Genomic DNA, 26,069 nt, shown 5'->3' with positions numbered 1-26,069 from the left:
ATATAGTAAACATTGATAGAAATCAATCTGGTTCATTCTAATTTAAAAGAGGTATTTTAGGGCTATATGCTAGACAATAAAATTTATAACAATGAAAAATAAATTTCTTCTGCTACTTATTGCCCTATTCTTTGGAGGAACTTCTTTGACTTTTGCCCAAAATAAGGACGAAAAAGCTATCATTGAACTAATGAAAAAACAGGAAGCCGCTTGGAGCAAAGGGGACTTAGAAGGTTTTATGCAAGGATATTGGCAGTCCGACTCTCTTACCTATTACAGCGGAGCACGAATTACGAAAGGGTGGCAAACTACTCTTGACAATTATAAAAAAGGATATCCCAACCAAGATTACACGGGAACCTTAAAGTTTATCATTGATCAAATTACACCAATAAATGAAGGTGCCTATTATGTGATGGGGCAATACCATTTAACCAGAAAAGCGGGTAATGCCAACGGAACATTTATGATTATTTTCAAGAAAATAAATGGAGTATGGAAAATTGTGGCAGACAGCTCCTGCTAATACTCTAATCGTTCTTCTCGATAGTTTTGGTAACTTCAGGCTTATAATAGGTAATTTTTCTAGTAATATATGAGTTGTTAGGAGTAATGATTTTCTTCACCCAGTTTTTTGGTGAATGGCCATCAAACTGATAGATATACTCTTTGGTAGAAGTTAACCCTTTATTCTTCTCTAGGGTCTTACTTAAAATACCATCTGCCGTGTATTCAAAATTTACTTCCTGTTGTGATATCCACTTGTCGGTACTGGCGTCGTAAATTGAAGAACTGGTATAAAGTGGTTTCCCTTTGGGATTAATTACTTTTTTGTTTCTAGAGGTTAATTCGCCATTGATGTAATTCTTACTTACTTCGGTTTTTTGTCTCAATGAATCGTTCTGTATTTCTACAAAGTCGGTTTCAACCGTTTTGGCCAGAACCCCGTTCAAGCTTTGTTTTAACACTTCTCCTTCATCGGTATTCTCATACTCAAAAGTAATTTCATCGGTACCATCAGTACCTACACGAACCATTCTTATAGTTCTATGGTCTTCGTCATAGTAATACCGATTTTGTTCCAACAATTCCTTTTCATAGCTAATGATTTTTTCTGTCACCATTCGTCGCGGCAAGGTATCCAAGGTATAGAAATTAGCTAAAGAAGTAGCGCTATCGAACGTATCGTTTAAATAATTCTCTATTCTACGTTCGCTTATATACCCATCTTTATATTTATAATAGGTAGTCTCGTAATCACTATCACTATAAATGGTTACGGATTTGGTAAGCCTCCCTTTTTCATCAAAATGATATTCTTCTTTACCATAATCGGTTATAACCAAACAAGTTTTTACCGGGCCGACTAAATCAAAATCAGATACTTTAAATATTTCGATTTCTTGCGCTGAAAGTTTGGAAACCAAAATAAACAAGAGGCATAAACAAAGAAGGGGACTTGTTCGTGACATACTGCAAAATTAATGGTTATTCCTACAATTGAAAATAAAAGCCATAGCATTTCATTAAAAAGTACAATTGGGGTAGTTTAACTATTTTTTAGTCCGAAGCATCGATCAAAACACCTTCACTTTCCTTAAAAGTGTTTCCTTGGTTAACAGTATAAACACCTTAATCAAAATTTATGGATACACAACCTAACCCAATCCACCCCTTTGTTGGACAACTGAACGATCAAGCTCGCGTAGCTTTCTACAAAAAAACATACGCCCATTTGGCTGGCGCTGTTCTACTCTTCATTCTGGTAGAAACCTTATTTTTTCAATCCGATGCAATACTAAATCTAGCTTTGTCCTTAACCGGTGGAATAAGCTGGCTGTTGCTCTTAGGAGGATTTATGCTTGTGACCAATTATGCCGAAAGGTTGGCCTTACGAAGTAACGATAAGAATATGCACTATGCGGGATTAGTGCTGTACGTGGTGGCGGAAGCATTTATATTTATCCCTTTGATTTTTATTGCTATGACCATGGCCGAGGGTGGCGCTTTCCAAATTTTAAACCAGGCGGCCGTTCTTACCTTATCTCTGTTCACAGGACTTTCGGCAGTAGTTTTCTTGACCAAGAAAGATTTCTCTTTTTTGAAATCTATTTTAACTATTGGGTTTTGCATTGCCTTAGGATTGATCATTGCGGGAACCTTGTTCGGCTTTGATCTTGGACTTTGGTTCAGTGTTGGAATGGTTGTTTTGGCTTCTGGCTCTATTCTTTACCAGACCTCTAACTTAATTCACAAATACAACGAAAATCAGTATGTAGCCGCTTCTTTAGGCTTGTTTGCTTCTTTAATGTTGCTCTTTTGGTATATTTTGAGCATTCTTTCTAGGGACTAGTTCCAATACTTAAAAAATCAAAAGCCCCTGATGAAAAATCATCAGGGGCTTTAATTTATCTATCAAGTGAAGATTACTTCACCTCTTCAAAGTCTACGTCTTCTACGTTATCGCCTTCTTTGGCATCTGCACTAGCAGTATCGGCACCAGCATCAGCTGATGGTCCTCCGCCTTGTTGTGCTTCTGCTTGAGCCTTGTACATTTCTTCAGAAGCCGCTTTCCAAGCTTCGTTGATTTTGTCCAAAGCTGGGGCAATAACCGCTAAGTCCTTGCTTTCATACGCTTTCTTCAATTCTTCCAAGCTATCTTCGATAGGCTTTTTCTTATCTGCAGAAAGTTTATCGCCAAACTCTTTCAATTGCTTTTCAGTTTGGAAAATCATTCCGTCAGCCTCGTTCAGCTTATCGGCAGTTTCCTTGGCTTTTTTATCCGCTTCGGCATTTGCTTCTGCTTCGGCCTTCATTTTCTTGATTTCCTCCTCGGTCAATCCTGAAGAAGCTTCAATTCTAATATCCTGCGATTTTCCAGTAGCCTTATCGGTAGCCGATACTTTGATGATACCGTTGGCATCGATATCAAAAGTAACTTCAATTTGAGGTGTACCTCTAGGTGCAGGTGGAATTCCGTCTAAATGGAACCTACCAATAGTCTTATTGTCACCGGCCATAGGACGCTCACCTTGCAACACATGAATTTCAACAGAAGGCTGATTATCAGCTGCCGTAGAGAAAACCTGTGATTTTTTTGTTGGGATAGTGGTGTTGGCCTCGATCAACTTGGTCATTACACTTCCCATGGTTTCGATACCTAAGGATAAAGGAGTAACATCCAATAAAAGTACATCCTTCACATCACCGGTCAATACACCACCTTGAATGGCAGCACCAACGGCTACTACTTCATCAGGGTTTACACCTTTAGATGGCTTCTTACCAAAGAATTTCTCAACAGCTTCTTGTACCGCAGGAATTCTAGTAGAACCACCAACCAAGATAATCTCATCAATATCACTTTTTGATAGACCAGCGGCTTTAAGAGCGGCCTCACATGGTTCTATAGTTCTTCTTACCAAATCTTCGATCAATTGCTCGAACTTAGAACGGCTCAGTGTTCTTACCAAGTGTTTTGGTCCTGTAGCGGTAGCCGTTACATATGGTAAGTTGATTTCCGTTTGAGCTGAAGATGATAATTCGATTTTTGCCTTTTCAGCAGCTTCGCGCAAACGTTGCAAAGCCATGGCATCCTTACGCAAATCGATATCCTCTTCACTCTTGAATTCTTCGGCCAACCAGTCGATAATCTTTTGGTCAACATCATCACCACCTAAGTGGGTATCACCATCGGTAGAAAGTACTTCAAAAACACCGTCTCCTAATTCAAGAATGGATACGTCATGTGTACCACCACCAAAGTCAAATACTACAATTTTTTGGTCGGTATCTTTTTTGTCAAGACCGTATGCCAAAGAAGCGGCAGTAGGCTCATTGATAATTCTTTCTACCGTAAGACCTGCAATTTCACCGGCTTCTTTAGTAGCCTGACGTTGCGCATCATTAAAATAAGCGGGTACGGTAATTACCGCACGGCTTACATCTTGACCTAAGTAATCTTCGGCCGTTTTCTTCATTTTTTGAAGAATCATGGCAGAAAGTTCCTGAGGTGTATACAAACGACCTTCGATATCTACTCTTGGGGTGTCATTGTCACCCTTAACCACGTTGTAAGGCACTCTTTCCGCTTCTTTGCTAGACTCGGAAAATTTGTTCCCCATAAAACGCTTAATAGAATAAATAGTTTTATTAGGGTTGGTTACCGCCTGTCTTTTAGCAGGATCACCAACTTTGATCTCACCACCGTCAACAAAAGCGATAACGGAAGGAGTTGTTCTCTTACCTTCAGCATTTGGAATTACAACGGGCTCATTACCCTCCATTACGGAGACGCAGGAGTTGGTCGTACCCAAATCTATACCTATAATTTTGCTCATTATATATGTTATTAAATATTAGTGCTTGATTTTTTTCGGTATCAAAATGACAAACAATATGCCAAGTCAAAGCAACATGACATGATGTCATTTCAGTATCATAAATAAGTAAAACGACTGCCCTTTTGGAATAATTTAATTTTACTAAGCACACATAATGTCCTAATTTTTCTAATTTGCGCCTACTCAATAATCAACTTAATTATGGATTTCAATAGAAGAGATTTTTTACGCAAAGGGGCAACTTCCGCTGCTGGTATGGCAGCTGCCACCATGTTTCCAATGAATATGTACTCCAATCATTTGGATGCTAACAACATAAGGGAAATCGTACTTCCCAAAAAAACTATAGCCCCGCCAAAAAACAGTATTAAATTTTCAGTAATCGGTATCAATCACGGCCATATATACGGAATGGTAGATTCCCTAATTAAAGGAGGAGGTACCTTAGTGGCGGTTTATGCCAAGGAGGAAGATTTATTAAAGAATTTCACCAAAAGATATCCAAGCGTTAAGGTGACCAAAAGCGCTGACGAAATTATTGAAGACAACACCATTCAATTGGTGGCCAGTGCGGCCATACCTATTGAACGTGCACCCATTGGAATAAAAGTGATGAAATCTGGAAAAGATTATATGACAGATAAGCCCGGTATTCTCACTTTTGAGCAATTTCACGAGGTAAAAAAGGTCCAGAAGGAAACAGGAAGAATTTATTCCATTACGTACAGTGAAAGATTGGCCAATCCGGCATCGGTTATGGCGGGAAAACTTGTAAACGAAGGAGCTATTGGAAAGGTTATACAAACCATTGGTTTGGGTCCGCATATCATGCGCCCGGAAAGTAGGCCTGATTGGTTCTTTTATCCGGAAAAAGCGGGTGGAATTCTTTGCGATATTGGGTCTCATCAATGTGATCAATTCTTATATTATACCAATTCTACCAAGGCCGAAGTAAGCACTTCCCAAATAGGAAATTTTGGCACTCCAAAGTATCCTAATTATCAGGATTTTGGTGATATGATGGTACGAAGTAATCATGCTACTGGCTATATACGAATCGATTGGTTCACCCCTAAAGGATTGGGCACTTGGGGCGATGGTAGAACTTTTATTTTAGGAACAGAGGGTTACATTGAAATGCGCAAGTACATTGATATAGCCGGAAGACCCAAAGGCAATCATCTTTTCTTGGTAGATCAAAAGGAAACCAAATACTTTGATTGCAACGAAGTGCATATGCCATACGGGGAGCAATTGGTCAACGATGTGGTCGAGCGTACGGAAACGGCCATGAGCCAAGACCATTGCTTCTTGGCCACCGAGTTAGCCTTAACCGCACAGAAAGAAGCATTTAGGTTGAATACTACATCTTAAAAAATCCTCAATTTCTAAAATTACCGTATGACCCTAATAAATAAGGTATATCTCATTGCTTTAATAGGCCTGTTGTCCTTCTCCTGTAAAAATAAAAGCGCGCAAGTAACTATTAAGGAACAAAATGTGGAAGCTCCTTTTGAAATGCCACCTGTAAAAGCTCCGGACTTTAGTATGTGCCCAACCATTTCCATTGTGGACAAAGGGGCTGAAAAAGGAAATCAACAAGCTACGGAACAAGCCATTCAGGCCGCCATTATTGAGGCAAATGCTTCCGGTTGTGGCACCGTTACAGTTCCCAAGGGAGAATGGCTTACCGGTAAATTGCATCTAAAAAGCAATGTTAACCTTCATCTAGAAGAAGGTGCCATTCTTTTATTTTCTGATAATCCTAAAGATTACCTACCAGCAGTGCATACCACATGGGAGGGTATGGAGTGTTACAACTACTCTCCATTGATATATGCCTATGAATGTGAAAATGTAGCCATTACCGGCAAAGGTGAACTTAGAGCTAAAATGGGTACATGGGAGAAATGGTTCGGCAGACCTCCAGGTCATATGAACAGCCTAAAGAGATTATACAATTTGGCGGCGAAAAGCGATAATGTGGAAGAACGGCAGATGGTAAACGATAGCGCCAACCTTCGCCCTCATTTCATTCAATTCAATAGAAGTAAGAATATTTTAATGGAAGATGTCACCATTACCAACAGTCCGTTTTGGGTCATCCACCCATATCTATCCAACGACGTAACTATACGCAGGGTGAAGGTTAAAGCCCATGGTCACAACAATGATGGGGTGGACCCAGAAATGAGTCAAAATGTACTTATTGAAGATTGTATTTTTGACCAAGGTGATGATGCCATTGCCGTGAAATCTGGTAGAAATCAAGATGCCTGGCGTTTGGACACCCCTTCCAAAAACATGGTCATCAGAAACTGTACGGTCAAAAACGGACATCAATTATTGGCGGTGGGTAGCGAACTTTCTGGAGGTATTGAAAACATCTTGATTGATAATTGTGTAGTGGAAGATGAGGCTTCTTTATTCCACCTATTATTTATAAAAACGAATGAGCGTCGTGGCGGCTATGTCAAGAACATTTTCATGAACAATATTATGGCCAACGAGGTTAGAAATGGAGTATTAGGCATTGAAACCGATGTACTATACCAATGGCGGGACCTAGTACCAACCTATGAAAAAAGACTTACCCCCATTTCAGATATTAGTCTGAAAAATGTTCATTTGAAAAAAGGGCAATTTCTATCCAAAATTATGGGTCAGGAAGAAGAACCGGTTAAGAACATATCCTTAATGAATGTTCAGGTAGATTCCCTTATGGGTGAAGAACAGATTCATGAAAATGTAATTGGTTTTAAGCTTAATTAAATACCGAGGATAATGCTTTCTTCTCTCTAATTAAATTGACGAATTAAAGAGTAATACAACCGTTTTATTGAGCCAAATCATTTCTGAAATATTATTTTGGGCCAACTTATCCTATACTTCAATGAAAAATTATTACTACCTATTAATCTGCTTACTCACAACAGTTGCCTCTTATTCTCAATCCAATTTTAAAGAAGGTTTAATTGTAAAAGCTAATAAGGACACAATACCAGGGTTTATTAGTACTAAGGGTAATTCCCTTAACCCTAAAAAATGTATTTTCATAAAGAATTTAAATGTAGAGCCCGAAATTTATAATCCTACAAATTTGATATCCTTTCAATTTAAGGACGGAGCAAAATACAGCTCAAGATTGGTCAACATTAATAACGAAAATGAAAAGCTATTCTTAGAGCATTTGTTCAAAGGGAATGTAAGCCTTTACTTTTTAAATTATAATGGTGTAGACCGGTATTACATATTGGACGAAGAAGGAACACTTCACGAACTCAAAAACGATGAAAAAGAAATTTTAAGAAATGGTAAGACTTATTTAGTTGAAAGCTATGAATATCGTACTACACTTAGTCTTGTACTTTACAAAAGCGAAAGTGTTTTAAGTCAACTATCTACATTACCTTTTACTAGAAAATCACTCATTGAAATAGCGAAAAAGTATCACCAGGACATTGAAAAAAATGATTCATACCATGATTATAGTGGTAAAGTGTCTAAAGCCAATCAATCCTTTGGTGCGATCCTTGGAGTCAACCACATTTCGGTTGCTACCAATGATAATTTGCAAAATCAATTTTATTACTTTAAAGAGACTTTAGACAAAAAGGCCACATCCCCCGTTCTAGGAGTCTTTTATAAAACTAATTTCCCAAAAATCAATCGAAACATTTTTCTTCAATGGTCATCTTACATCACATTTATCAATTTAGAATGGAACCAAAGCAGACAAGAAAGCTTATATCATTTTACTGAAACAAATAATATTAGTTCAAAGAGAACATTTTGGTCAAATAATTTATCAATTAAATATGAGTTTCCAGGAGATAAATTACAACCAACTTTCCAAATTGGAGCATTCAATAATTTAGAATTCTCATCTGAGTATCTCCACGAATACGAATTGCAGGATACCAATGGCGTTACTGTAAGCACTAACCAAACGACCGAAAGTCCATTCTCCAAATTAAGCCTTGGGTTTCTGTTAGGTACGGGCATACAAAAAAACATAATGAACAGAAAAATTTATATCGATTTACTTTATCAAAGGTCTGGTATGCTAAAAAAGTTTGAAGGTATGAACCAAGATGCTTTCTTTCTTAACATTGGAATTTCCTTAATACAGACCACACTATAAATAAAACTGTGCGAAGTCCTTATTAGAAAATAATAACTTTACCCAAAATTGGGTATATGGAATGTATCAGTGTTTTTGACATGCTTAAAATTGGCGTTGGCCCTTCAAGCTCCCATACACTGGGACCATGGAGAGCCGCTGAAAGGTGGATTCAAGAACTTCAGGATAAGGGACTTTTTTCCAAGGTTAGACAAGTAAAGGTACATGTATACGGATCACTTTCCTTGACGGGAAAAGGACACGCCACGGATTATGCCATCATGCTAGGTCTTTCCGGGGCAGACCCGGTAGCTATTCCTGAAAAAGACATTCTTCCTACCGTTCATAAAATCCAAGAGACCAAAAAAATCCATTTAGGATCACAAATGGAAATTCCTTTTTCGCCTCTAGAGGACATTTGTTTTCATAAGAAATTTCTAGAGTTTCATGCCAACGGATTGAAGTTTGAAGCGGTGCTAGAAACCGGTGATAAAAAGTCCAAAACCTACTATTCCATAGGCGGTGGTTTCGTAGTAGTCAAGGAAAGAAAAAATGCCAAGAAAAAAATGGCAGATTTCCACAAGTTTCCTTTTCCGGTGGAAAACGGAACGCAGCTTTTAGCACATTGTGAGGCACAAGATAGTTCCATTTCAAGTCTTGTGCTTAAAAATGAACGTTCCCTAAGAACAGACAAGGAAATAGACACTGGTATACATAGTGTCTGGAACACCATGTTAGACTGCATGTACAATGGATGCCATACCCATGGAAAACTTCCGGGAGGCCTCAATGTGACACGTAGGGCTGCAGACCTGAACAAGAGTTTGTTAGGCGAAAACTACAAGAAGTATAAAAATGCACAAGGTTGGTTGGAAACTATCCGAAAGACCAAAGTAAAATTCAGACAAATTTTTAAGTGGGTTAGTTGTTTTGCCTTAGCCGTTAATGAAGTAAATGCATCTTTAGGTCGTGTGGTAACGGCACCTACCAATGGCAGTGCTGGGGTTATACCTTCCGTGTTAATGTATTATCTGGTTATTGAAAACCATAAAGCCGGTTTTGAACACATTAAACAGTTTCTATTGGTGGCAGGTGAAATTGGCAGCATTTTTAAAAAAGGAGCGACTATTTCTGCGGCCATGGGAGGCTGCCAAGCTGAAATAGGGGTGTCTTCCGCCATGGCAGCCGGCGCGCTTACCGAACTTTTAGGCGGTTCTCCAGGTCAAGTATTAATGGCTGCCGAAATTGCCATGGAACATCATTTAGGACTCACCTGTGACCCTATAGGAGGATTGGTTCAAATACCCTGTATCGAAAGAAATTCCATGGGGGCCATCAAAGCCATCACAGCAGCGGAATTGGCTTTGGAATCCAACCCCGAAGATGCGAAGGTTCCCTTGGATAAAGTGGTAGAAACCATGTGGGAAACAGCCAAGGACATGAACTCCAAATACAAAGAAACCTCCAAAGGAGGTCTCGCTGTTGGTATTAATATGAGTGATTGTTAGAACTGACGCCCTAACAAAAACTTTTATTCAACTCTTGGAGTTACGGTAAATTTTCTGAATGAAATCGGACCGTGGTCTCCTTGAATATAGAAAGGTCCGGGCTCGCCTTCTTTACTATCTAAAGCACCTCCCGTAATTCCTGGAATATTCTGCTCGCTAATAATAGTTTTGCCATTTGCCACAATTGTTACCCTTCTACCGATTAACGTAATGTCATAGGTTTGCCATTCAGTAGCAGGGTTAGCTGCCATTTCGTTAGGTGTCAAGAAGCCATAAACGCCACCAAACAGAACGTTGCTCGGGTCGCTACCATGATCATCTGTGATTTGAACCTCATAACGACCACGAAGGTAAATACCGCTGTTACTTCCTTCAGGAACCTTAAACTCTACATGAATCTTGAAATCATTGAATTTTTCCTCAGAAACTAAATTCGCACCCGATTTCGGACTTTTAAGAATGCCGTTTTCAACGACCCATTGGTTTTCACCCAAGGCTTTCCAACCTTCTAGATTCTTTCCATTAAAGAGATCTTTGGTTTTTCCCCATTTCACCTTTTCGGTATAAGCCAACTTGGGTGCCCTATCCGCTGTAAATTTGTGGGTTTTTCCGTTTTCAAAAGACAAGGTTCCTTTGAGACCCTCGCCATCCTTGGTACCCTTTACGGTTATGTCACCCAAATCCTGTTCCCATTGTGGTGGTATGGTAAATGAGAAACTGCCATTTTCAACAACAATTTCTGAAATTGGCCTGGCACTGCCACTGGCATATACAAAACGACCTACCAAGGTCTGTACTCCAGAATGTTTAATTTCTAGCCAAGACGGAGCTTCTTTTCCGTCCATCTGTAAGGTCATATCCCATTTACCTTCAAAAAATTTGTCGTCTTGAGAACGTATTTCAGAAGAAAAGGCCACTAAGAATATAAATAAAAATAGATAGAGTAACGATGTAGTTCTTTTCATTATGAGTTAGGGGTTTTGGTTTTAAAGTTGGCTAATATAGAAAAACCCATCAAATTTTTACAAACAGCAAACTAAACTTTAGAAAATGATTAATATTTAGTGCAATTATTAGTGCTTTCACATATTTTACTACCTTTAGAAGCTCATTCAAATCCTAACTATATCAAAAAGAAAATGAAAAACAAGAAGACTCCATCTTCAAAAAACTCTAGGCGGTCCTTCCTCAAGAAAGGAGCCATTGCCTCATCCGTATTTATTGTACCAAGACATGTACTGGGAGGAGTGGGTTACTTAGCGCCTAGTGATCGTTTGAACATTGCAGCCATCGGTGCCGGAGGAAAAGGTGCCAGTGACATTGCGAATGCATCCGTTAACGGACGTGAAAAAGTAGTTGCCCTCTGCGACGTAGATTTTGCCGGTTCTGCAAAAAAATCTGTAGAGCGTTTTCCGAAAGCAAAACTTTATGCAGATTTCAGGGAAATGTTGGATAAGGAAAAAGGCATTGATGCTGTTACCATTTCCACGCCTGACCACGTACACGGACCAGCAGCGGCATATGCCATGAACCGAGGTGTTCATGTGTACGTTCAAAAACCAATGACCCACAACATTCGGGAAGCACGAATGCTGACCCAAATGGCCAGGGACAAGAAAATTGTGACCCAAATGGGTAACCAAGGGGGGTCAAATCCTTTATTGGGTATGGTTCAAAAATGGATCGATGAAGATGCTATTGGTGCCGTTAGCAAAGTACAAGTATGGACGAACAGACCTGTTTGGCCACAAGGTGGTGCTTTCCCGGAACCCAACCCATCCATGAAACCGGACAGCTTGAACTGGGACCTGTGGTTGGGCCCTGCTGAAGAGAAACCCTATACCCCTAATTTACACCCGTTTAACTGGAGAGGTTGGTGGGATTATGGTACGGGAGCTTTGGGAGATGTAGGTTGTCACTTAATCGATATTCCTTTTAGGACATTAGGTTTAAAATACCCTACGGATGCCGAGTGTAGCGTAGGAGCCGTTTATTCCCAGATGTGGAATGCAGATTACCATCCAGATGGTTGCCCTGCCAGCTCTTTCATCACCCTCCATTTTGACGAGACTGAAAAATCAAAATCACCTATCGAGATGACATGGAGCGACGGGGGTATACGCCCTGCCCACCCAGATATCATTCCGGCCAACAACGATATAGGCGGACCCGACAGCCAAAACGGGGTTCTCATTATTGGTGAAAAAGGTATTATTTCTACCAATATTAATGATAGTAGTCCGCTAACTCCTAAGTTATACTTGAACGACGGAACCACCGATTTTGGCCCTGAAACAGAGCCAAACGATGAACCGGAATACGGTCACCAGCGCAAATGGGTCGATGCCTGTAAAGCTGGTTTTGGCAGTGAAGAGCACAAAGCACTTACATCATCATTCGATTATGCGGGCCCAATGACGGAGACCGTATTAATGGGTAACCTAGCTATCAGAAGTTACTTGTTGAGAAAAGAGGATGAAAAAGGAAAAATGGATTTCTACGCCCGTAAAAAATTATTATGGGACGGCGAAAACATGCGTATTACCAATCTTGAAGAAGCCAACCAATATGTTGGTAGAACTTATAGAAAAGGTTGGGAGATGTAGTTCTCACAAAACTATTTTTCAAAGCGGGAAAACCTTTTGGGTTTTTCCGCTTTTTTAGTTACAGCCCTCTTTTCTGCGAGTATCGATCAAGTAAATTATCTGCCAGCCTTTATTGGCATCTTTTACCAGTTGAAAGGAATTTACGCCGCAGTGGTGAAACTCATTGTTAAGCATAAACTCATAATCCGTCCACACATTGGCCATGGGCCCATCTACTTGTATGGAATAGTTAGTAATTACTTCTTCGAAAGTAGTGGTAGAGGGTATACTTACAATGGATTTTAAAAATTCATTAAAAGGCTGACTTTTCACAATTGAATTGCCAGTTTCATCCTTGCCAATAGTCTGAAGAATTACAGATTCAGATACCTCTTGTTTCATCAATAGTGAATCTTGTGCATGAAATCCTGCAAAAAAGTCTTCAATGGTTTTCTTGACAGCATCTTGGTCGTCTTGAGCCATCACATTTGTACTCAATAAAACAAATAGGATTGATAGTATTCTTAACATAGGACCGAACTTATTTTTAAAAGTAAAATAAAATCACAAGGTAATTTATAAAATTATATTTAAGAGAAGGTACAAACCACCACTACCCTTCTCACTGCTGAAACAATTTCCTTACTTTTAACCCTCCAAAAACAAATAACTAATGTCAACAGCAAAAAAAGAGTACAAAAGAGTAACGGTAAAGTCCCTCGTAGATATGAAAAAGAATGGTGAGAAAATCTCCATGCTTACCGCTTATGATTACTCCATGGCCAAAATTGTAGACTCTGCGAATGTGGACGTAATCTTGGTTGGTGATTCTGCGAGTAACGTTATGGCCGGCCATGAAACTACCCTGCCAATTACTCTAGACCAGATGATTTACCATGCCAGTTCGGTAATTCGTGCAGTGGAAAGAGCCTTGGTAGTTGTTGACATTCCTTTTGGGAGCTATCAAAGCGACCCCAAAGAAGCTTTACGCAGTGCCATACGAATTATGAAGGAGAGCGGAGCCCATGCGGTGAAATTGGAAGGTGGAGAAGAAATCAAAGAATCGGTCAAACGTATTTTAAATGCGGGTATTCCGGTGATGGGGCATTTGGGACTTACACCACAATCCATTTACAAATTTGGAACCTACACCGTCCGGGCCAAGGAAGAGGAAGAAGCTGAAAAACTCATTGAAGACGCAAAACTTCTTGAAAAGCTAGGATGTTTTAGCATTGTCTTGGAAAAAATTCCAGCAGATTTAACCAAGAAAGTTTCAGAAAGTATAAGTATACCAACCATTGGTATTGGCGGAGGTAAACACGCAGATGGGCAAGTACTGGTAATTCATGACCTTTTAGGAATGACCCATGAGTTCAATCCAAGGTTTTTGCGTAGGTATATGAACCTTTATGAAGATATGGGCAAAGCTATTGGTCAGTATGTAACTGATGTAAAGAGCAGGGACTTCCCCAATGATCAGGAGCAATACTAATCATAACTATGAATAAGGGCCTTTTAAGAAAAATAGCCATTGTTCTCATTGTTTTGTTGAATTTTGGTTGCGATCAAATTTCAAAAGAAGTGGTGCGCCAACATGTGACCCCAAGGGATTACATTCAGCTTATTGGAGATAGGTTCATACTCACTAATGTGGAAAATACGGGTGCTATGCTGGGTTTTGGACAGCAGTTCCCTTTTTGGATAAAACTTATCTTATTTCAGGCCCTTCCTATTATGGTTTTACTAATCCTGTTGTATCGAATTTTGAGTAAAGAACATTTGGGCCGATGGTCTATTCTTGCCTTTGCCTGTGTTATAGGAGGTGGAATTGGAAATTTGGTAGACCGCATTGCCTACGGTTCCGTTACCGATTTCTTTCAGATTCAACTTGGTATTTTTAAGACAGGAATATTTAACATGGCCGATGTATCCGTAACTTTTGGTGTTATTTTGTTACTGGCCTTATCATTCTCCAAAGAAAAAAGCTTGTTCTAGTGTCAAAAAAAGTCCTTTCCACGCCCGAAAATCTTCAAGTTATATTTGAAGACAATCATCTGATCGTTATCAACAAAAGACCAGGGGATATTGTTCAAGGAGATAAAACCGGCGATATGCCCCTGAGCGAGGTGGTTAAGCTCTATATCAAACAAAAATACAATAAGCCTGGAAACGTATTTTTAGGGGTTACACACCGTTTAGACAGGCCTACTTCCGGTATAGTAGTTTTCGCAAAAACATCAAAAGCACTACCTAGGTTGAACAAACTTTTTGCAGAAAAAGATGCAAAAAAAACGTATTGGGCAGTAGTAAAGAATGCTCCTCCCAAAGAGGAGGAAACTCTAGTTCACTGGCTCACCAGAGTCCCGAAACAAAATAAATCATACCCTTCCAACAAACAGACGGCAAATAGTAAAAAAGCCATTTTATCCTACAAGGTTCTAAAAAAATTGGATACCTATTTTTTACTGGAGGTAGATTTGCAAACCGGTCGTCATCATCAGATCAGAGCCCAACTGGCCGGTATTGGAAGTCCCATAAAAGGAGATTTAAAATACGGCTTTGACCGTAGTAACAAAGATGCGAGCATACACCTTCACGCCCGTAGTTTATCATTTGTTCACCCTGTGAAGAAGGAGAAAATGACCTTTCTTGCCCCTCCGCCTTCAGAACCACTTTGGAACGCTTGTTGCTAAATACTTTATATTTAGCAACATAAACACAACACCATTATGAAAAAATTACGCTTAGTGAGCTGCCTATTGATTTTATGCAGCTGCAGTACCTACAATTCCATTGATGCTTTTTACAATGCACATAAAGAAGATGACCAGGTTACCGCTATTAGGGTTCCTAGGTTCATGCTATCAATGATAGGTAATATCTCCCCCGAAATGAAATCCCTAGTAGGAAATACCAAAGATTTAAGGTTCATGCAATTTCCTAGCGCTACAGAAGACAGAACCCGCTTTTTGAATCAGCAAATGAACGGAATTACTGGTAACTCCTTTATTGAAGTATATCGTAAAAATGACCAGTTAAAACGGAATGTAGTTTCCATAAGAGAAAAACGGGATGCCGTAAAGGAAATCCTTATTTACAACAACAATAACACCACAGGTTCATTTTTATATTTCAATGGTGATTTTGATCCTGTGAAAGTGCGTCAAATGGCCCAGAACGAAGAATTTCAAAAAATGGGCGATGGACTCATGGGGCAGTTTAAGGCAAATAGCACTACTCCAACCCCGATATCTCCAGAAAATTAAGCATTATTTGAAGGACCTGGCGCTTTCCAATATCACGGAAGTTAAAATCAATCCCCCTCCTAAAATAGTGGACCAACCGGGAATTTCCTTGAGGAAAAGAGCTCCTATCAAAATTCCGTATACTGGTTGAACACTGCTTAATATACTTACGGTAGTAATTGAAAAGTTCTTAAAACTATTGATGAACATTGTGTGGCCAATCACAGTGGTTATAAGGATAAGCCCCAAAAGCGCCGGAATAAATTGGGGAATTTCAGAAATATCGTAAGCTATATAGGTAGGCAGCAGGAGGAAACCGATAATCCCCATTTGATAAGTCATTAAGGTGGAACCTTGATACCGGTCTACCTTCGTCTTTAGTATTAAATTTCGCAAAGCATACGTGAAGGCAGAAAACAGTCCAAAACCTATGGCAATGGTACTATCATTCTCCAAACCAAAATCGGGCACTAAAAAGTAAATTCCAAGAAGTACCAAAGAGCCTAAAAATAGGTGACTTTTCCTAAAAGTGGTTTTTAAGAACAAAGGTTCTAAAAAAGCGGTCATAATGGGATATGTAAATAAGGACAGCATACCAATTGCCACATTGCTCAATTGTAGCGCGTGAAAATAGGCGACTAAATGAACTCCCATTAAAACACCTGTTAGGAGAACTGGCCAAATATCCCTTTTGCTGATATGGAACGAAATCTTCCTGATTTTACAATAAATCAGTAAAAAAAGAAATGCAAAAAGAGCCCTTAATTCAATGGTCAACGGGGCTGGCAGTTCTATGAACTTGCCGAACGGCCCTGAGGTTGACATAAAAAATACGGTAAGGTTTAATTCTAAGAAATTTCTGGTCTGGGCGGTAAGGGGCATTAAATTTTATCTTCTAACGGCAAGAGCCTTTTCTCTAATAATTTCAGCAACTGGTCTGTTCTCTAAATGGCTTTCAAGCCAAGAAATAATATCCAAATAGAGAAACGAACGTTTTTCGTATGGGTGGTCTTCATATTTCTTTAGCTCCGTATGTAATTTTTCAAACTCGTTTCTAAGTTCGTTCGGATAAATATTTCCAAGGTTCCTTAAGAACTTGATCATCTCCTTTTGCACGGCATGAAGGTCGTTCATCTTCAGTAGAAACTTATACGTACTCTTTAGCTGAACCTCTAAGTGATAATCCATACCTGCTTCATAGTGCGCCACCAAACTAAGCACACGCGCAAAACACATAAGGTCTTCGCGCATTTTCAAATTCTTGTTATTGATTATTTTTTTGAGGTATTGTATGCAGGTCTTGTTATCTCCAATTCCAAAATACAAACAAGCAATCTTGTAATATAGCACCATAATGTGATGCGCATCTATACGATCCTTGTGCTTGTTAATACCATACTCAACAATTTTCACTAAATATAACCCCTGCTGAAATGTTCCTTCCAAGAAATGGAGATTCAACTTATTGGCATTGAGATATAAAAATGTTAAGGATGCAATATTATCATTTTTAGGGAAGCTTTTACTCTCTACTACTTCTTCCAGTTTTTCCAAGGTTTGCCTAAACTGGCTGCTATACTTCACATAAAAAAGAGATTCCAACAAGTAATGATTCCCCTTTAAAAAGAATACCGGATTAAGTGCAATTTGTTCATGGTGCTCATAAAACAAATCCACCCATTTATTGGCATACTTATAGGTGGATAAAAAATCTTGGGTTAAAAAACTGTACCATAAATGCGCCTTATACAGCCATAATTTTTCCCTGAATCCTAAATTTTCTATTTGATATTTGGGCAGATGCTTGTCAAAATATTCCTTGACCCTTCTATAGTCCTCATCACTACGTACATACCCCACTTTTAACATCTGTCCGTAAAGTTGTAGCGAAAGATTAGACAGTTTACTGGTAATCACATTATGCGCAGAAAGTTCCTTAGCCTGAACGGCTAATTCATCTGCCCTGTCAGGAATACTACGGGTAATATACTGTGTTTCAATTATTTTCTCAAGTTCAACTATTTCGTAAGCAATGTTCTTTTCCTCATTTTCAATGGCCACTGCCTTCGCCTTATCCAAAATCTTTAAACTTTGCTTGTACAATCCTTTTTGATAGAGGATGGTTGCAAAATCCAGTTGTTCCCGTATTTGAACCCGAATAGTCTGGTTCACGGGGTTTAAGCGTAAGCTTACTAAAATCTGTTTGTACAAATGTGCCTTTAAATTGGACAGCTGTGCTTTTTTTACGATTCCAGATTCAAGGATTGCCTTCTCATCGTACTTCTTCAAGCGGTCCAATAAATTAAAAAGGGCCAAAAACTTGGCATCCGTATTTACCCCCAAACGCCCAACATACAGCTTAAACTGTCGTTTCTCTGATTTGGAAAGTGATTTTACAAGCACGAACAAAGCATCTCGGTGCGCATTTGTCATCGTAAAAAGTATAGTTTATTTTACTGATTTTCAATTTTTTACATAATTGAAAATCTAATTTAACGTTGTACTATTTTATATCGGGTCTAGGTGTTTTAACCTAAGGGTCATATCTTCGTAATGGTTAGCTAAACTACATAATTATAATGAGCAAAGATAAGGTACAGATTTTTGATACAACGCTAAGAGATGGTGAACAAGTGCCCGGCTGTAAATTGGATGCCGAGCAAAAATTGGTCATTGCCGAAAGACTGGATGAACTAGGTGTGGATATTATTGAAGCTGGATTTCCCATTTCAAGTCCTGGAGATTTCAAGTCTGTTGCAGAAATATCGGATTTAGTTAAAAATGCTACGGTATGCGGTTTGACCCGCGCAGTCAAAAAGGATATTGAGGTAGCTGCCGAAGCTTTAAAATCGGCCAAAAGACCTCGTATCCATACAGGTATCGGCACATCGGACTCTCATATAAAATATAAATTCAACTCCAATAGGGATGCAATTATAGAACGGGCCGTATCAGCGGTTAGCTATGCCAAAACTTTTGTAGAAGATGTTGAATTTTATGCCGAGGATGCAGGAAGAACGGACAATGAATTTTTGGCGCGCGTCTGCGAAGCTGTTTTAAAGGCCGGTGCCACCGTACTCAATATACCGGACACCACGGGATATTGCCTTCCAGATGAATACGGTGCTAAAATTAAGTACCTTAAAGAGAACGTAAAGGGTATTGAAAAAGCGACCCTTTCCTGCCATTGTCATAATGACCTAGGATTGGCCACTGCCAATTCCATTGCGGGAGTCATCAATGGTGCCAGACAAATAGAATGTACCATCAACGGAATTGGCGAACGTGCCGGAAATACTTCTTTAGAAGAAGTGGTGATGATTTTAAGGCAGCACCCAACCTTGAATTTGGATACCAATATCAATAGTAAACTATTGTATAGCACCAGCCAAATGGTTTCCCAAAAAATGGGTATGATCGTACAACCAAATAAAGCTATTGTTGGCGCCAATGCCTTTGCCCATAGCTCGGGTATTCACCAAGATGGGGTAATTAAAAACAGGGAAACGTATGAAATTATAGACCCATCGGACGTTGGGGTAAACGAATCTTCCATTGTGCTAACGGCACGTAGTGGAAGGGCCGCTTTGGCATACCGAGCCAAATTGGTAGGTTTTGAACTCACCAAACTTCAATTGGACGATGTTTACCAAGAGTTTTTGAAATTTGCCGATGAGCATAAGGAAATTACTGATGAGGACATTCCAAAAATAATCGAGGCTACCAATCTAAATATTGAAAGCGTATCCTAACACAGGTTTCCCCCTGAATTTCATTTTTTAAAAATTCCACAGCTTTTTGCTGAAATGTCGCTATTTTTTTTAACCTTCGTTATGCTTTATAAAAGCGAAGGATGTGCGTATGAAACTCGCTTTTTACGCACTTAAGGTGTAAATAGTGTTCTATGCAGTTAAAAATAGCTCTTCTGGGTGGAGATGGTATTGGTCCTGAGGTTTTGGCACAATCAGTTAAATGTTTGAGGGCCATAGAGGAGACCTTTAACCATAAATTTGAGTATGTAGAAGCGCCCGTAGGTGCTATAGCCATGTCCGGCTCGGGAAAACCTCTACCAAATGAGACGCTTAAATTATGCCGAGAGTCTGATGCCATACTATTTGGTGCCATTGGTGCTTTGGAGTACGATAACAACCCGGAAGCCAAAGTAAGACCGGAGCAGGGCCTACTTAGTTTGAGAAAGGAATTAGGGCTTTTTGCCAATGTACGCCCTGTAAAAATGTTCCCTACCCTACTTAAAAACTCTCCTTTAAAAGAGTCTATTGTTAGAGGTACAGACCTTGTAATTTTCAGGGAACTTACCGGTGGGATTTATTTTGGCGAAAAGACTATTAGCGCCGATGGAACAAAGGCCTCTGACGTATGTGAATACTCTGAGAAGGAGATCAGCAGAATCGCACACATGGCCTTCAAAGCTGCAAAGAGACGACGAAAGAAATTGACACTGGTAGACAAGGCCAATGTTCTGGAGTCTTCCCGACTGTGGAGAAAAACCGTGACGGAAATTGCCAAAAGTTATCCGGATGTTACTTGGGAAGCAATGTTCATAGACAACGCTGCCGTGCAAATGATGCTGAAACCAACGCAGTTTGATGTTATCCTTACCGATAATATGTTCGGCGATATTTTATCCGATCAGGGCAGTGTTATTATTGGCTCTGTAGGTTTATTGCCATCTGCCTCCATTGGTACGGACAATGCCATGTTTGAACCCTTTCATGGCTCCTATCCTCAAGCAAAAGGTAAGAACATTGCCAATCCTGTAGCTTCCATTTTCAGTACCGTTATGATGCTTCAACATTTTGGACTTGAGGAAGAAGCCAATTCCATAGTAAAGGCGGTTCATGAGTCTTTAAGCAGAAAAGTAGTTACTCCGGATATCCTTGGAAGCAGTAAATATGGAACGGACTACGTAGGTGATTTTATTTCGGAGCATATTGTAGATTCTGAAGAGAACCTGAATATTAACGATGAAAATATAGGGTTAGGAAAATCCACCATAATTTAATTTAGCTACTCGTTCCTGAGTGCCTCCGTAAACTCCTGAAATTCTTTCTTGAATTCCCTAAATTTTTCTCCAGTTGCTGGTCCATTGAATCCTGTATGGATTTTGCGAACCTCTCCTTTTTTGTCTATATGAATAGTTGTTGGATAGGACAATACATGGTTTAGCATGGGCAACTTCTTTTGCGCTTCAACCTTGTTGGAGGTTCCATATTGTGCAAGCAAAATAGGATAGGATAATTCCATCCTTTTCTTCAACCTTTCTAGGCTCTTAAATGCGGACTCTTGGGTTTTGGCATACTCAAAGGCCAAAGCCACAATCTCCAAATCTTTGGGATGCTCGTTTGACAGGTAGTCCATATAAAATTTGGTCTCATCCAAACAATTAGGGCACCAAGAACCCATAATCTGCACTAAAACTACTTTGTTCTTGAATTTCTCATCCTTTAAAGAGACCATTCTTCCTTCCTTGTCCGGAAATGCAAAATTGAATTCATCATATCCATCTTTCAGAAAAGTAAGCGAATCTGCATCAGGCAACGTAAAGTTGTCGTTTCTTTTGGCACGGAATGGTTCTTCAAAATGATTGTCAGAATAAAAAACACCATCAAGAATCCTATCCTTATAAGATGCGAGAAACAGAAAAGCGTGTGCACCATCAAAAGCCGATAATTTTAAGGAATCTCCCGCTACAACTCCTTCTAAAAATCGATAATCACCGGTTGGGGTTTCAAAAGTTCCAGTAACCTTTGAGCCAGTCTGCTCAAAGATACCCTTTGCCTCGTACCTACTTTTAGTGCTATCCGAAAAAACAGTTTCCCAAGAACCGCTCACATCAAAGTTGGCTGGAGATGTATTTAAGAAACGTTGCTTTTCTCCATATTTAGCAGAAAAGGTAACAGCACGGTCCAAGCTTTCCTTTATAAACTTTCCATTGATACTATTTTCCGTGAAAATTCCAGCAATATAACCTTCAAAAATGGGAGGTTGTATACGAATGGAATCTCCAATAATTTCAACTTCATCTACTGTAATCACTTCTTCGGCATTCAATATTTCTAAGGAAATACTATCCGTTTCAGATTTGATTACCCTAAAATTAAATGGAAGTGCATCTCCGTTTTTGGTTTTTAACTGCGCCCTCCACATACCATCATTTAAAAGAGTATTGCTTTTATTCTGTTTACATGAGAAACAGAAAGTTATAATAACGAGGATAATTACCGATCTGATCATAAATTATTCTGACATTAGAGTTTGCAAAACTACTAAGTAAAAAATTAAAGAAATGAATAAGACTGCTTATTGAATGTCTTATAGCATTGTTTTATCTTAGCGCCCAATAAAATTGACCAATGCAAATATCATACAACTGGTTGAAGCAGTTCTTAAAACTGGACTGGGAAGCCGAAAAAACAGCAGAACTTTTAACAGATTTAGGGCTTGAAGTTGAAGGAGTTACCTCCTTTGAATCCGTAAAAGGCGGTCTTAACGGAATAGTCGTTGGAGAAGTACTCAGCTGTATTAAGCATCCCAATGCAGATAAACTTAAACTAACTACCGTAAACGTAGGTGCAGGAGCACCATTACAAATTGTTTGCGGGGCGCCCAATGTTGATAAAGGACAAAAAGTACCTGTTGCTACCATTGGCACTACTCTATATACGCCCGAAGGTGAAGCATGGAAAATAAAAAAGGGAAAAATACGAGGTGAAGTTAGTGAAGGTATGATATGTGCCGAGGATGAATTGGGACTTGGCTCTAGTCATGACGGAATTATGGTTCTTGACAACAAAATTCCCGTGGGAACGCCAGCTTCGGAAATTTTCTCCGTAGAGCTAGATGAGGTTTTTGAAATTGGCCTTACACCTAACCGGGCAGATGCCATGAGTCATTACGGTGTAGCTAGGGATTTAAAGGCTGGTTTAAGACAAAAAGAAATCAATAAGGAGCTAATAACACCTTCTGTAAGCAATTTTAACGTAGACAATCGTTCTTTGAAAATGCTGGTTGAAGTGGAGAACAGTAAATTGGCTCCAAGATATTGTGGGGTTACCATTAGTAATTTGGTAGTACAACCTTCACCGAATTGGCTAAAGAATAGGTTAAAAGCCATTGGACTAAAACCTATTAATAATGTAGTTGATGCCACCAATTACGTGTTACATGAACTGGGCCAACCATTGCATGCATTTGATGCAGACCGTATTCATGGTAGAAAGGTACTTGTAAAAACGTTGCCCGCTGGCACCAAATTCATGACCTTGGATGGCGAGGAACACAGTCTACATGAAGATGATCTAATGATTTGTGATACCGAAAAACCTATGTGTCTGGCCGGCATTTTTGGTGGTATAAACACAGGGGTTACGGAATCAACAACCTCCATTTTCTTGGAAAGTGCCTATTTTGATCCGGTAAGTATTAGAAAAACGGCCAAAAGACATGGTTTGAATACGGACGCCTCGTTTCGATTTGAACGTGGGATAGATATTGAAAATGTTGAATATGCCCTTAAACGTGCGGCCCTATTGATTAAAGAGATCGCCGGTGGCGATATCACCTCGGATATTGAGGACTTCTATCCAAAAAAGATTGAAGAACAACAAGTATTTCTAACCTTTGAAAAGACGTATAGTCTTATTGGACAAGAAATACCTCAAGATACCATAAAATCCATCTTGGCATCTTTGGACATTAAAGTTAAGAATGTAACGGAAACTGGGTTAGGTCTGTCCATTCCCTGCTATCGCGTTGATGTGTATAGGGAAGTAGATGTAATTGAAGAGATTTTACGGGTGTACGGCTATAATAATATTGACTTTAAGACTAAATTGAACGCTTCGGTTGCTCCCGTATCCAAGTTTGATGATTATAAACTGCAGCAAAAACTAGGCGATCAATTGGCTTCTATAGGTTTTTATGAGATTATGGCCAATAGCTTAACTTCTGCGGCATACACGGAGTTATTGGACTCCACAATTGTTCATGAGCCTGTAAAAATGCTTAACCCGCTTAGCAACGATCTATCCGTAATGCGGCAATCCATGTTATTTAGTGGACTCGAAGCTATTTCTTATAATCTGAACAGAAGAAAACCCAATCTTAAGTTATTCGAGTTTGGTAAAACATATCATCAGCAGAATGACAAAAAAATAGAAAACAAGCACTTAAGCCTATTTGTTACCGGAAATAGAAATCAAGAAAGTTGGTCAGTTCATGAAAAACCATCTGACTTTTTCTATCTTAAATCCGTTGTGACCAATTTGCTGGAACGTTTAGGTATAACCGACCCTCAACCGACTCCTTTAGAGAATACTATTTTTTCTGAGGGAATCACGTTAAGAGCAAGCAAAAAGGAATTGGTGTGCATAGGACTTGTCAAAAAAAGCATTCTCAAGAAACTGGATATTAAACAAGACGTTCTATATGCAGACTTTAACTGGGACCACATTATTTCCTTAACCAGTAAAAACAATATTCAGTACAAGGAAATACCAAAAAATCCTGAAGTTAGAAGGGACTTTGCCCTTCTTTTAAATGATTCTGTTACCTTTAATGAAATACACCAGATAGGATTTCAAACAGAAAAAAAGCTTCTAAAGACCATCAATCTATTTGATGTCTATACAGGAGAAAAGCTTCCGGAAGGCAAAAAATCATATGCAGTTAGCTTTACCCTACAAGACGAACAAAAAACATTAACGGATAAGCAGATTGACAAAATTATGGCCAAGCTGCAAAGACGTTACGAAGAAGAATTAGGAGCAGAGTTGCGTTAAGATCTAACGTAAGCGGGTTGAATAACGCTATCTATTTCGTGAATAACTCCATTTAGTTGATTGGAATCGGCAACCACTATGGTCGCCTTATTTCCATGGCTATCTGTAAGGACAATGTCAATTCCGTTCATGGTAGCAACGATCTCGTCTCCATGAACGGTAGTAAAAGTAGCTTTGCCACGACCCTGGCACATTGCCTTTAAAATTTTTGATGCGGATAATTTACCGGCAACTATGTGGTAAGTGACCAATTCCTTAAGTTCTTTTCTATTTTGTGGGTCTAAAAGATAATCTATTGATTTACCCGATATATTTTCAAAGGCCGAATCAGAAGGCGCGAAAACGGTAAAAGGCCCAGATTTGTCCAATAATTGCTCTAAATCAGTAGCTCTCATTGCCGCCAATAAGGTCTTATGATGATCGGAACTTGCCGTTGTCTTTACAATGGATTTTTTTTGATTCTCCTGTATTTTGGATTGTGCAGATACGCTTGCGCCAGCAAACAAAAGAACAACAATGATGGACTTGACAGTTAACTTCATAATTTGGGGGCGAAATTTAAGTTAGGATCCGATGAACGGTAAACTTCATCGACAAATAACAACTATTGTTTAATTTTTTACAAAAATTATCGACCAAAGACACATTATTTAACATTTACTTAACTAATTTGCATCGTATTTCTCATTTTAATAGCCAATCTTAATTCTTAACTTTGTTAGGATTGCTATAAAAAGAAAGAAATGCTGAGTAGAACGAATATTCAAGAGGTACTGAGCAAAAAAAGAAATAAGGAAACATCTTCCTTTGAAATTTTGGCCCAAGTACAAGAGATTCTAAACAAGAATCAAGAGGATAGACAACTGATACACAATCGTCTATCTACCCATCAAAAATCGAATTCCAATAGCTTTGATATCGACCTCCTTGAAAGCAAAAGGATTTACCACTTAGCCCATATTAAGGATATCTGTATAAATTACAGATTACGGTTCTTGGACTCTAAATATTTTAAAGGGGAAATTCCTGAGGAGGCTATTTCTCAAATAAGGGAATTGGAATATAAACACAATACAACTTTAAATGGCCTTAAAATTCTAGCTCCCTCCAAACTATTTAAATTGGAGGACAAAGATGACCCTTTACTATTTGCACCTATAGGCAATGGTTATTATTATTTGGTGCATAAATGGGGCAATGACCTGCACCCTCTTAGAAGGATACTCATGTGGCCTTTTAAAAGCATTGTTAATCTTAGCGTTTTAGTGGTTCTAATTAGTTACTTAATGACGCTATTGGTTCCCGACGGGCTATTTTCAAAAACCAATACCAATGCACAGTTTTGGATCATTTTCTTTTTTATGTTCAAATGCTTAGCCTCCGTTGTCATATTTTATGGCTTCGCCTTAGGTAAGAATTTTAATCCTGCCATCTGGAACAGTAAATACTTTAATGCCTAAAAAA

General features: G+C 39.1%; 23 protein-coding genes. 15 read left to right on the top strand and 8 right to left on the bottom strand.

Annotation, left to right across the window (positions count from 1 at the left end; all coding sequences use genetic code 11):
• Positions 1 to 91 precede the first annotated feature (91 nt).
• Positions 92 to 526, top strand: coding sequence for a YybH family protein (locus BIZ36_RS09730; protein ID WP_187457704.1), 435 nt, complete (start codon positions 92 to 94; stop codon positions 524 to 526).
• A gap of 4 nt (positions 527 to 530) precedes the next feature.
• Here BIZ36_RS09730 and BIZ36_RS09725 read toward each other — a convergent pair whose 3' ends face one another.
• Positions 531 to 1,472, bottom strand: a complete 942-nt coding sequence (locus BIZ36_RS09725; protein ID WP_187457703.1) for a hypothetical protein — start codon at positions 1,470 to 1,472, stop codon at positions 531 to 533.
• Positions 1,473 to 1,645: 173 nt separating this feature from the next.
• Between BIZ36_RS09725 and BIZ36_RS09720 the strand changes: the two genes are divergently transcribed.
• Positions 1,646 to 2,353 (top strand): Bax inhibitor-1/YccA family protein, encoded by a 708-nt coding sequence (locus BIZ36_RS09720; RefSeq protein ID WP_187457702.1) that lies wholly within the window; start codon positions 1,646 to 1,648, stop codon positions 2,351 to 2,353.
• A 73-nt stretch (positions 2,354 to 2,426) separates the two neighbouring features.
• Here the strand turns inward: BIZ36_RS09720 and dnaK are convergent, their stop codons facing one another.
• Entirely contained in the window at positions 2,427 to 4,340 is a 1,914-nt protein-coding gene (gene dnaK, locus BIZ36_RS09715; RefSeq protein WP_187457701.1) for a molecular chaperone DnaK, read from the bottom strand.
• A 204-nt stretch (positions 4,341 to 4,544) separates the two neighbouring features.
• On the opposite strand from dnaK, the gene BIZ36_RS09710 reads away from it, so the two are divergent.
• The 4 genes from BIZ36_RS09710 to BIZ36_RS09695 all read left to right on the top strand — a co-directional run bounded on the left by BIZ36_RS09710 (position 4,545) and on the right by BIZ36_RS09695 (position 9,974).
• A complete protein-coding gene (locus tag BIZ36_RS09710; RefSeq protein ID WP_187457700.1) occupies positions 4,545 to 5,717 on the top strand; it encodes a Gfo/Idh/MocA family protein in 1,173 nt (390 codons plus the stop codon).
• A 27-nt stretch (positions 5,718 to 5,744) separates the two neighbouring features.
• The gene (locus tag BIZ36_RS09705) at positions 5,745 to 7,115 is read left to right on the top strand and encodes a glycoside hydrolase family 28 protein (RefSeq protein WP_187457699.1); all 1,371 of its coding nucleotides are present in this window, start codon (positions 5,745 to 5,747) and stop codon (positions 7,113 to 7,115) included.
• A 481-nt stretch (positions 7,116 to 7,596) separates the two neighbouring features.
• Positions 7,597 to 8,487: a hypothetical protein gene (locus BIZ36_RS09700; RefSeq protein WP_187457698.1), complete on the top strand. Its 891-nt coding sequence runs from the start codon at positions 7,597 to 7,599 to the stop codon at positions 8,485 to 8,487.
• A 56-nt stretch (positions 8,488 to 8,543) separates the two neighbouring features.
• Positions 8,544 to 9,974: an L-serine ammonia-lyase gene (locus tag BIZ36_RS09695; protein ID WP_187457697.1), complete on the top strand. Its 1,431-nt coding sequence runs from the start codon at positions 8,544 to 8,546 to the stop codon at positions 9,972 to 9,974.
• 23 nt (positions 9,975 to 9,997) lie between these two features.
• Here the strand turns inward: BIZ36_RS09695 and BIZ36_RS09690 are convergent, their stop codons facing one another.
• On the bottom strand, positions 9,998 to 10,939 hold the full coding sequence (locus BIZ36_RS09690; RefSeq protein ID WP_187457696.1) for a 3-keto-disaccharide hydrolase: 942 nt from the start codon (positions 10,937 to 10,939) through the stop codon (positions 9,998 to 10,000).
• Positions 10,940 to 11,113: 174 nt separating this feature from the next.
• Between BIZ36_RS09690 and BIZ36_RS09685 the strand changes: the two genes are divergently transcribed.
• Positions 11,114 to 12,580 carry a Gfo/Idh/MocA family protein gene (locus BIZ36_RS09685; protein WP_187457695.1) on the top strand — a complete coding sequence of 489 codons (1,467 nt, stop codon included), beginning with the start codon at positions 11,114 to 11,116 and terminating at the stop codon, positions 12,578 to 12,580.
• A 54-nt stretch (positions 12,581 to 12,634) separates the two neighbouring features.
• Here BIZ36_RS09685 and BIZ36_RS09680 read toward each other — a convergent pair whose 3' ends face one another.
• Positions 12,635 to 13,090: a nuclear transport factor 2 family protein gene (locus tag BIZ36_RS09680; protein ID WP_187457694.1), complete on the bottom strand. Its 456-nt coding sequence runs from the start codon at positions 13,088 to 13,090 to the stop codon at positions 12,635 to 12,637.
• A 142-nt stretch (positions 13,091 to 13,232) separates the two neighbouring features.
• Between BIZ36_RS09680 and panB the strand changes: the two genes are divergently transcribed.
• The 4 genes from panB to BIZ36_RS09660 are packed head-to-tail and all read left to right on the top strand — an operon-like array spanning position 13,233 to position 15,825.
• Positions 13,233 to 14,051 (top strand): 3-methyl-2-oxobutanoate hydroxymethyltransferase, encoded by an 819-nt coding sequence (panB, locus tag BIZ36_RS09675; RefSeq protein ID WP_187457693.1) that lies wholly within the window; start codon positions 13,233 to 13,235, stop codon positions 14,049 to 14,051.
• A gap of 8 nt (positions 14,052 to 14,059) precedes the next feature.
• A complete protein-coding gene (gene lspA / locus BIZ36_RS09670; protein ID WP_187457692.1) occupies positions 14,060 to 14,554 on the top strand; it encodes a signal peptidase II in 495 nt (164 codons plus the stop codon).
• A complete protein-coding gene (locus tag BIZ36_RS09665; protein WP_187457691.1) occupies positions 14,554 to 15,252 on the top strand; it encodes an RluA family pseudouridine synthase in 699 nt (232 codons plus the stop codon). The genes lspA and BIZ36_RS09665 overlap by 1 nt, the downstream gene beginning before the upstream one ends.
• Before the next feature lie 36 nt (positions 15,253 to 15,288).
• Positions 15,289 to 15,825 (top strand): DUF4252 domain-containing protein, encoded by a 537-nt coding sequence (locus tag BIZ36_RS09660; protein WP_187457690.1) that lies wholly within the window; start codon positions 15,289 to 15,291, stop codon positions 15,823 to 15,825.
• Positions 15,826 to 15,828: 3 nt separating this feature from the next.
• Here the strand turns inward: BIZ36_RS09660 and BIZ36_RS09655 are convergent, their stop codons facing one another.
• Together BIZ36_RS09655 and BIZ36_RS09650 are read right to left on the bottom strand one after the other, a co-directional pair.
• Positions 15,829 to 16,686: a DMT family transporter gene (locus tag BIZ36_RS09655; RefSeq protein ID WP_187457689.1), complete on the bottom strand. Its 858-nt coding sequence runs from the start codon at positions 16,684 to 16,686 to the stop codon at positions 15,829 to 15,831.
• Positions 16,687 to 16,692: 6 nt separating this feature from the next.
• Complete coding sequence (locus tag BIZ36_RS09650) at positions 16,693 to 18,237, bottom strand: hypothetical protein (RefSeq protein ID WP_187457688.1); 1,545 nt, start codon at positions 18,235 to 18,237, stop codon at positions 16,693 to 16,695.
• A gap of 146 nt (positions 18,238 to 18,383) precedes the next feature.
• Here BIZ36_RS09650 and BIZ36_RS09645 point away from each other — a divergent pair, with 146 nt between their 5' ends.
• The gene (locus BIZ36_RS09645) at positions 18,384 to 19,556 is read left to right on the top strand and encodes a 2-isopropylmalate synthase (protein WP_187457687.1); all 1,173 of its coding nucleotides are present in this window, start codon (positions 18,384 to 18,386) and stop codon (positions 19,554 to 19,556) included.
• A 152-nt stretch (positions 19,557 to 19,708) separates the two neighbouring features.
• On the top strand, positions 19,709 to 20,827 hold the full coding sequence (gene leuB / locus BIZ36_RS09640) for a 3-isopropylmalate dehydrogenase (RefSeq protein ID WP_187457686.1): 1,119 nt from the start codon (positions 19,709 to 19,711) through the stop codon (positions 20,825 to 20,827).
• A gap of 5 nt (positions 20,828 to 20,832) precedes the next feature.
• Here the strand turns inward: leuB and BIZ36_RS09635 are convergent, their stop codons facing one another.
• Positions 20,833 to 22,059 (bottom strand): peroxiredoxin family protein, encoded by a 1,227-nt coding sequence (locus tag BIZ36_RS09635; RefSeq protein WP_187457685.1) that lies wholly within the window; start codon positions 22,057 to 22,059, stop codon positions 20,833 to 20,835.
• Between the two features lie 119 nt (positions 22,060 to 22,178).
• Between BIZ36_RS09635 and pheT the strand changes: the two genes are divergently transcribed.
• Entirely contained in the window at positions 22,179 to 24,605 is a 2,427-nt protein-coding gene (gene pheT, locus BIZ36_RS09630) for a phenylalanine--tRNA ligase subunit beta (RefSeq protein ID WP_187457684.1), read from the top strand.
• Here pheT and BIZ36_RS09625 read toward each other — a convergent pair.
• A complete protein-coding gene (locus BIZ36_RS09625; protein WP_187457683.1) occupies positions 24,602 to 25,147 on the bottom strand; it encodes a fasciclin domain-containing protein in 546 nt (181 codons plus the stop codon). The genes pheT and BIZ36_RS09625 overlap by 4 nt on opposite strands.
• 201 nt (positions 25,148 to 25,348) lie before the next feature.
• On the opposite strand from BIZ36_RS09625, the gene BIZ36_RS09620 reads away from it, so the two are divergent.
• Entirely contained in the window at positions 25,349 to 26,065 is a 717-nt protein-coding gene (locus tag BIZ36_RS09620; RefSeq protein WP_187457682.1) for a hypothetical protein, read from the top strand.
• The last annotated feature ends 4 nt before the right edge of the window (positions 26,066 to 26,069 follow it).

Origin of the sequence: Cytophaga sp. FL35 (assembly GCF_014349235.1) — a bacterium.
Lineage (GTDB): Bacteria > Bacteroidota > Bacteroidia > Flavobacteriales > Flavobacteriaceae > Euzebyella.
The sequence above is the reverse complement of the archived record's forward strand: the minus strand, read 5'-3'. Positions and strand labels throughout refer to the sequence as shown.